This is a genomic window from Aeromonas sp. 82P (assembly GCF_051919365.1).
Taxonomy (GTDB): domain Bacteria; phylum Pseudomonadota; class Gammaproteobacteria; order Enterobacterales; family Aeromonadaceae; genus Aeromonas; species Aeromonas veronii.
On record NZ_JBQBEV010000005.1, the window covers coordinates 1 to 5940 of the forward strand.

At 62.9% G+C, this 5940-nt stretch carries 5 protein-coding genes and 2 pseudogenes; 5 read left to right on the forward strand and 2 right to left on the reverse strand.

Annotation, left to right across the window (positions count from 1 at the left end; genetic code table 11):
- Together ACTG2S_RS21230 and ACTG2S_RS21235 are read left to right on the forward strand one after the other, a co-directional pair.
- Positions 1–223 (forward strand): annotated as a pseudogene (locus ACTG2S_RS21230) (DUF1640 domain-containing protein); the annotation flags it as partial.
- Positions 224–565 carry a hypothetical protein gene (locus tag ACTG2S_RS21235; RefSeq protein WP_039168756.1) on the forward strand — a complete coding sequence of 114 codons (342 nt, stop codon included), beginning with the start codon at positions 224–226 and terminating at the stop codon, positions 563–565. It abuts the pseudogene before it with no gap.
- A gap of 419 nt (positions 566–984) precedes the next feature.
- On the opposite strand, the gene ACTG2S_RS21240 is transcribed toward ACTG2S_RS21235, so the two are convergent.
- Positions 985–2523 carry an MFS transporter gene (locus ACTG2S_RS21240; protein ID WP_137187765.1) on the reverse strand — a complete coding sequence of 513 codons (1539 nt, stop codon included), beginning with the start codon at positions 2521–2523 and terminating at the stop codon, positions 985–987.
- Between the two features lie 119 nt (positions 2524–2642).
- Here ACTG2S_RS21240 and ACTG2S_RS21245 point away from each other — a divergent pair.
- Positions 2643–2939: pseudogene (locus ACTG2S_RS21245) on the forward strand (phage integrase N-terminal SAM-like domain-containing protein); the annotation flags it as partial.
- A gap of 585 nt (positions 2940–3524) precedes the next feature.
- A complete protein-coding gene (locus tag ACTG2S_RS21250) occupies positions 3525–4469 on the forward strand; it encodes a replication initiation protein (protein WP_215270799.1) in 945 nt (314 codons plus the stop codon).
- A gap of 136 nt (positions 4470–4605) precedes the next feature.
- Here ACTG2S_RS21250 and ACTG2S_RS21255 read toward each other — a convergent pair whose 3' ends face one another.
- The gene (locus tag ACTG2S_RS21255) at positions 4606–4887 is read right to left on the reverse strand and encodes a hypothetical protein (RefSeq protein ID WP_082020691.1); all 282 of its coding nucleotides are present in this window, start codon (positions 4885–4887) and stop codon (positions 4606–4608) included.
- Positions 4888–5098: 211 nt separating this feature from the next.
- Between ACTG2S_RS21255 and mobC the strand changes: the two genes are divergently transcribed.
- A partial coding sequence (gene mobC, locus ACTG2S_RS21260; protein WP_439983288.1) for a plasmid mobilization relaxosome protein MobC occupies positions 5099–5940 on the forward strand: 842 nt, incomplete at its 3' end.

Consider the following 5940-nt stretch of genomic DNA (forward strand, 5'->3'; position numbering starts at 1 on the left):
GGTGGCAGCGTACCTGGCGAACGAGATCACCGGGCAACTGACCGAGCTTCAGAGCCTAAACCAGCAGATCAGCACAGCCCAACGGACCCTAGACAGCTTGCCCAAAGGGGTGACGTTCGTGCGCGACCGAGATGGGCAGTACATCGTGGCGAGGCAGATCGATACACCGTTCAAGATGGACGAAGGGACGTACAAGGGCCTGATGGCCGTGGGGGTGAAGTAGATGACCGAATTAGAGCGGCTGCTGACAGCTCAATTCGAGCGGATGGAACAACGGCACCAGGACGAGACGATGGACTTGCGGGCGCAGCTCGACGCGCAACAGCGCGCTTTGAAGAGCTTGCAGGCGCAGTTGCAGAGCACATTGGGCGAGTACGAGAAGCATTGCGCCAGCTTACACACCGCCTTCGTGGCCTTGGAGAAGAGTACCAGGAGCGAGCTAGCCAGCATGGGCCGGAGTTTGGACCAGACCAACCGGGCTACCGGAGCAGCACTTGGGTCATTGAACAGCAGTGTGAGCATAGTCAAAAGCTCGCTGGAGAGCTTGAACAAGGCGCAGAGTTGATCGTCGATAGGGCCGCGGTGCTGCGAAAAGAGCAGAGCCAGAGTAGCGGGTTGAGTATGTAATATAACGTCACAGTGACAATAATTAAGTAGATCGGGTATGAAATCAGGTCGGTTGGGTACTCCTGACGCGGTGGCGCATATTGGGGTTCTAGGGATTTTCCGTCCAAATGCGACATTCAGACTGCTAAGTGATTGATTTATTGTGACTGGCTATGTGAAGCGCCAAAAAGTAATACCCCTCTGGAGGCCGCGGACGGCGTGGCCTCCAGAGCACTTTGTCGTTTTTGGACGGAAAATCCCTAGAACCCCAAGTTCCCGCGCGAGTTGCTGGACCAGGAGATCGGCCCGCAGCTCGCGCGCATGGTGAAGGGGCTGGAATCGTTCGTGCGCAGCGAGGAGGTCTGACCGCGCCGCTCGTCAGTGCTGCGCAGCCGTGTCCGGCACGCCGCGCAGCATGCGCGCGACCAGCCATGCGGCCCCGGCCACGAGCAGCGCGCCGGCCAGCGCGATGGCCTGCAGCGCATCGGTGAAGCTGGCCTGCGCGGCCTGCAGCACGGCCGCGCCGGAAGCGGCCGGCAGCGCCTGCGCCAGGTGCACGGCCCCGCCCAGCGAAGCGCCGGCCGCCGCCAGCGCATCGCCGCCCAGCGCCTGCGGCCAGGCCGCGGAGAGGCCTTGGCGGTAGACCACCATGCCGGCGCTGCCCAGGAGCGCGATGCCCAGCGCGCCGCTGAACTCCGAGGCCGTCTCCGACAGCGCGGACGCCGCACCGGCGCGTTCGGGCGGCGCGGTGGTGATGATGATCTCGTTGCCGATGGTGAACACCGGCGCCATGCCCAGCGCCATGACCACCGTGGCCGGCACCAGCAGCCACAGGCCTTGCCCCGCCACCAGCAGCGCGAACCCCAGCGCCGCCGCCGACAGGCCCACGACCAGGATGCGCGGGCGCGGCCAGCGCACCGCCATCTGCGGCGCCAGCAGCGAGCCGGCCAAGAAGGACAGCGACCACGGCAGCGTCGCCAGGCCGGCCTGCAGCGGCGACAGCTCCAGCACCAGTTGCAGGTGCTGCGTGATGAAGATGTAGACGCCGAACATGGCCAGGCAGGTCAGCGCATAGGCGGCCAGCGCGGCGCAGAAGGCCGCATGGCGGAACAGCCGCAGGTCCAGCAGCGGGTAGGCGATGCGGCCCTGGCGGCGCAGGAACACCGCCCCCACGCCCAGGCCCAGCGCGGTGGCGGCCAGCGCCGTGGTGGACGGGCCGTGCTCGGCCAGCTGCTTCAGGCCGTAGATGGTCAGCAGCACCGCGGCCAGCGACAGCCCCACGCTGGCCAGGTCCATGCGGCCCGCCGACGGGTCGCGGTACTCGGGCAGGAAGCGCGGGGCCAGCGCCAGCGTCAGCGCCATCACGGGTATGTTGAGCCAGAACACCGATCCCCAGTGGAAGTACTCCAGCAGCACGCCGCCGACCAGCGGCCCGATGGCGCTGCCCAGCGAGAACGTGGCGATCCACACGCCGATCGCGAACTGGCGCTGGCGCGCGTCGTGGAACATGTTGCGGATCAGCGCCATGGTCGACGGCGCGATGGTGGCGCCGGCCAGGCCCAGCAGCGCACGCGCGGCGATCAGCAGCTCGGCGGTGTGGGCCATGGCCGCCAGCGCCGAGGCGAACGCGAAGAACGCCGCGCCGAGCAACAGCAGCCGGCGCCGGCCGATGCGGTCGCCCAGCGTGCCCATGGTGATCAGGAACCCGGCGACGAAGAAGCCGTAGATGTCCAGGATCCAGAGCAGCTGCGCGCTGCTGGGTGAGAGCTCGGTGCTGAGGACCGGCAGCGCCAGGTTCAGGACCGTGAGGTCCATGGCATAGACCAGGCAGGGCAAGGCGAGGACGGCCAGGCCGATCCATTCGCGGCGGGTGGCGGGCGGGCCGCCCGCGATGGATTCGTCAAGCACAACGGACATGGAAAGACCTACAGGTTGGGGAGCCGGTTCGGGCTCGGCGCGGATTCGCCAACGCCCGCATGCCGTGAACGATGGACACAGGAAGTGCCGGAAAGACATACCAGGCACTGCGGCCATTGTATCACGGTGTGCGTCACCCGGCAACCTTGGGCAGCAGCGAAGTCGAGGCATTTCTGTCCTGGCTGGCGAACGAGCGCAAGGTTTCGGTCTCCACGCATCGTCAGGCATTGGCGGCCTTGCTGTTCTTCTACGGCAAGGTGCTGTGCACGGATCTGCCCTGGCTTCAGGAGATCGGAAGACCTCGGCCGTCGCGGCGCTTGCCGGTGGTGCTGACCCCGGATGAAGTGGTTCGCATCCTCGGTTTTCTGGAAGGCGAGCATCGTTTGTTCGCCCAGCTTCTGTATGGATCGGGCCTTGATGGGGTTCTAGGGATTTTCCGTCCAAATGCGACATTCAGACTGCTAAGTGATTGATTTATTGTGACTGGCTATGTGAAGCGCCAAAAAAGTAATACCCCTCTGGAGGCCGCGGACGGCGTGGCCTCCAGAGCACTTTGTCGTTTTTGGACGGAAAATCCCTAGAACCCCATATTCGCCAGTTCCCCCCGGTTGAGTACGAACTGGCGATCTATCAAGGCTCACCGTGGCTATGGGCCGATGGAAAGCCGCTGATCGACCTCCTCGATGCGACCTCTTGGGGTGGTGCAGCCATATCCGTTCCTGCTCCCTTATCGGGTGCAAGGGGGCGTGACGTGTTGCGGTAGCGAAAGCGGTGCGGTAACTTGTTGTCCAGAAAAGACAAACCCCGAAGCTCTGCTGATCAACTTGGCGGAAGACTCAGAGCATTCGGGGCCGTTCACAAAGAACAGGAAAAGCATAACACATGCACGATCTCAGACAACCCTGCACCGCCAATAAGCGCGGTGATCTCTGACTCAGACGGCCCAAAACCTCTTCATAGACAGGCTTCCGCGCCGCCCCTACTGCACCAACGACAAATCGATGGGGCTGCTCATTCGTCCGCAGGCTACTGCGCTGGGCTATAGCCACATCCAGTTCAACCCGCCGCCGCATGTCGCCATGCTGGTGTTCGACGTGGACAAGAAGCACCAGCATGACCCCCAGCGCGATGGCTACCACGAGTGGCAGGATAGGGGGCTGCCTGCCCCGCACTGGATCTCGATCAACCCAGAGAACGGCAATTACCACCTTGGTTACCTGCTGGCCTCGCCCGTGGCGCGATCCAGTGTCGCCAGATTGGGGCCGTTGCGTTACCTGGCTGCCATCGAGCACGTTCTAGCGAAACGATTGGGGGCCGATCTGAGGTATGCAGGGCTGGTCACAAAAAACCCCGTCCACAGCGATTGGATGACGTTCTGGCACGACATTGAACCCTACACCCTCGACTATCTCGCCGAGTTTTGCCCAGATGCTGATCTGGCGGCCTTTAGTGGCCGTAAGCGCAAAGAAGCGAGCGGGTTGGGGCGTAACATAGAGGTGTTCGATAACGTGCGGGAATGGGCCTATAAGGCCGTCAGACGGTTTTGGCGGCCCAACGGCTATGACGCATGGGCCGATGCCGTGCTTGCGGCCTGTGAGAGCGCCAATGCGTTTGGCTTGGAGCAAGGCGGTCCGCTGCCAGTGTCCGAGATTAAGTCTACGGCCAAGAGCATTGCCCGCTGGGTCTGGCGGAACCTAACTCCGTCCGCGTTTGCGGATTACGTTGATCGGACACATACCTCCGAGATCCAAGCGCGGAGAGGGGCTAAGGGCGGTAAGGTATCCAAGGGAGGGGGAAGGCCGAGCAATAGCGGTAAGGACAAGTCCGATCTATTGCCGGAGGTTCTGCGGCTTAAGGCTCAGGGGTACACCAACCGCGATATAGCGGACGATCTTCAAATCTCCCCCAGTACGGTGAGCGTTTACCTAAAGCGTGATCATCCGTGATCGAAACAAGCCTATATCAGCTTTTGATAACAGCGCGAGGTGGGGAACCGGACCGAAGGCCGTCCATCGCCCCCCGGCTCTATCGGGGGGTGTGGGCGGGGCCGTTGTCCACGGAGCGATCTTGCTCTGGCCCCGGTTACTCGTCTGCCGGGATCGCGTAGATCGCCCGCTCTATCCGCTCCAGCGTTTCCGCGTCCACCATCTCCGTGATCCCCTTGACCTTAGCGAAGGCCAGAATGGTTTTTACTGCCCTCAGATCATTCCTGTTTAACGTCACGGTAACGTTTATTTCCTGTTGCTTCGCCCGGTAGGTAGCCTGCCGTTCTGCCCCCGTCTTGGCTGTCCCTGTCTTTGGTCTACCACGACCTCGCCTGATGCCGAACATGTCCCCAGTTCCCTGATCCGCTGCGTCCTTCATGATGCTCTTTCCTGTCACTGTTACGGTAATTCATTATCTGTCACGGTGACGTTTATTGCAAGTTGCCGACCCCCTCGTTTTCTGCTTTACTGGTATTAAGCCAGCCGACCCCGTATTACATTACGCCCGCTTCGCGGTCTCCATGTATCCGGGGGCTGGTGAGGGGCTCCGCCCCTTCAAACCCCACGCTGCTACGCCGCTTGGAGAGCCAATGACAAAGCCAGAGCTAAAGACAACAACGGCCAGCCTTCGCCTCGATCCTGCCACCCTGGCCAAGTGGCGCCAGGGGGCCAGCGACGAGGGGCTGACCCTCTCCGACTGGCTGAGAGCCAAGGTGGATGCCGACCAGCAAACCCATATATCCCCCGCCCGGTCGCGGCGGGAACGAGACCCCCGCCACCTGGCAGATCCTGCGCTAATGCGCCAGCTCGCGGCGTTGGGATCGAACCTCAACCAGATCGCCAGGGCGGTGAACGAATGCCGCCTGGTAGGGAGCTCGGTTCACCTGGTGGAGCTGCTGACGTTGCTACGTAGCATCGAGGAGAGCGCCGGGAGCACCGGTAAGGCCAGCAGTGCGGCGACCTATTTGCTGGACAGTCACGACCACAAGGGCGAGGAACGTGCCGGGGTGGCGGTGTTGCGGGGTGATCCGCAGCAGTTCGCCGCCGTGGCGGACTCGCTCGATTTTCAGCATCGATACCGGAGTGCGGTGATCTCCTGGTCGGAGGAAGAGGCCCCCAGTGACGCCGAGATCGGCGCGGTGCTGGACGACTTCGAGGCGCTGTCCTTTGCCGGACTGGATAGGCAGGACGTGCATCTGACCGCCGTGCAGCACCGGGAGGCCGGGGGCGGTGTCCACGTCCACATCCTGGTGCCCCGTGTTCACCTGGGCACGGGTAAATCTCTGAACATTGCCCCGCCCGGACATAGAAAAGACTTTGACGCCCTGCGGGATAAATGGAACTACGGCAAGGGCTGGGCCAGACCAGACGACCCGCTCCGGGCACGGCTGATACAGCCCTCCTTTGACGCCTACAAGGGCCAGCAGGACAG

Bases quoted from the DNA above. Each gene is read 5' to 3' on its own strand.
- ACTG2S_RS21235 (WP_039168756.1), top strand. From the start codon at position 224: ATGACCGAATTAGAGCGGCTGCTGACAGCTCAATTCGAGCGGATGGAA.
- ACTG2S_RS21240 (WP_137187765.1), bottom strand. From the start codon at position 2,523: ATGTCCGTTGTGCTTGACGAATCCATCGCGGGCGGCCCGCCCGCCACC.
- ACTG2S_RS21250 (WP_215270799.1), top strand. From the start codon at position 3,525: ATGGGGCTGCTCATTCGTCCGCAGGCTACTGCGCTGGGCTATAGCCAC.
- ACTG2S_RS21255 (WP_082020691.1), bottom strand. From the start codon at position 4,887: ATGAAGGACGCAGCGGATCAGGGAACTGGGGACATGTTCGGCATCAGG.